Origin of the sequence: Burkholderia sp. MSMB1078WGS (genome assembly GCF_001528895.1) — a bacterium.
Lineage (GTDB): Bacteria > Pseudomonadota > Gammaproteobacteria > Burkholderiales > Burkholderiaceae > Burkholderia.
Genome location: NZ_LPDI01000066.1, coordinates 1 through 944 on the forward strand (window position 1 = coordinate 1; position 944 = coordinate 944).

At 65.3% G+C, this 944-nt stretch carries 1 protein-coding gene and 1 pseudogene; one reads left to right on the forward strand and one right to left on the reverse strand.

All coding sequences use genetic code 11. From position 1 onward, the window contains the following. A partial coding sequence (locus WT24_RS35810; protein WP_373557240.1) for a hypothetical protein occupies window positions 1-584 on the reverse strand: 584 nt, incomplete at its 3' end. On the opposite strand from WT24_RS35810, the pseudogene WT24_RS35345 reads away from it, so the two are divergent. After that, window positions 523-944 (forward strand): annotated as a pseudogene (locus WT24_RS35345) (hypothetical protein); the annotation flags it as partial. The gene WT24_RS35810 and the pseudogene WT24_RS35345 overlap by 62 nt on opposite strands.

The window sequence follows — 944 nt, forward strand, 5'->3', positions numbered from 1 at the left end:
TCGCTGTCGACGGGCCTGAGCACGACGAACAGCAATGTGGCGTCGCTGTCGACCTCGACGTCGACGACGGCCAGCTCGCTGTCGACGGGCCTGAGCACGACGAACAGCAATGTGGCGTCGCTGTCGACCTCAACGTCGACGACGGCCAGCTCGCTATCCACCGGCCTCAGCACGATATCGGCGAAGACGGACAACCTTGGCAACAGCACGGCCGCGGCACTCGGCGGCGGTGCTACGTACAATCCGGCAACGGGCACGGTGTCGGCGCCATCGTACACGACGTACAACGCCGACGGCACGACGTCGACTGCCAATAGCGTCGGCTCGGTGATCGACAATATCAACAGCCAGGGCATCAAGTACTTCCACGCGAAATCGACGGCGGCAGACAGCCAGGCGCTCGGCACCGACTCGGTCGCGATCGGGCCGAACGCCGTCGCGAACAACGCCAACGACGTCGCGCTCGGTAGCGGCTCGACCACGGCGGCGCCGAACCCGACGCCGACCGGCACCGTCGGCGGCGTGACCACGAACTTCGCGGGCGGCGCACCGACCAGCGTCGTCAGCGTCGGCAGCGAAACCACGCAACGTCAAATCACGAACGTCGCCGCCGGCCAGATCACCGCATCCAGCACCGATGCCATCAACGGTTCGCAGCTTTACGCGACCAATTCGGTGGTGACCTCGCTGTCGGCGACAGTTTCGTCGTCCGGCAGCGCGATCGCGTCGCTGTCGACTTCGACCTCGACAGCGGCCAGCTCGCTGTCGACGGGGTTGAGTACGACGAACAGCAACGTGGCGTCGTTGTCGACCTCGACGTCGACGGTGGAAAGCTCGTTGTCGACGGGGTTGAGCACGACGAACAGCAATGTGGCGTCGCTGTCGACCTCGACGTCGACGGCAACGAGTTCGCTGTCGACGGGGTTGAGCACGACGAACAGCAA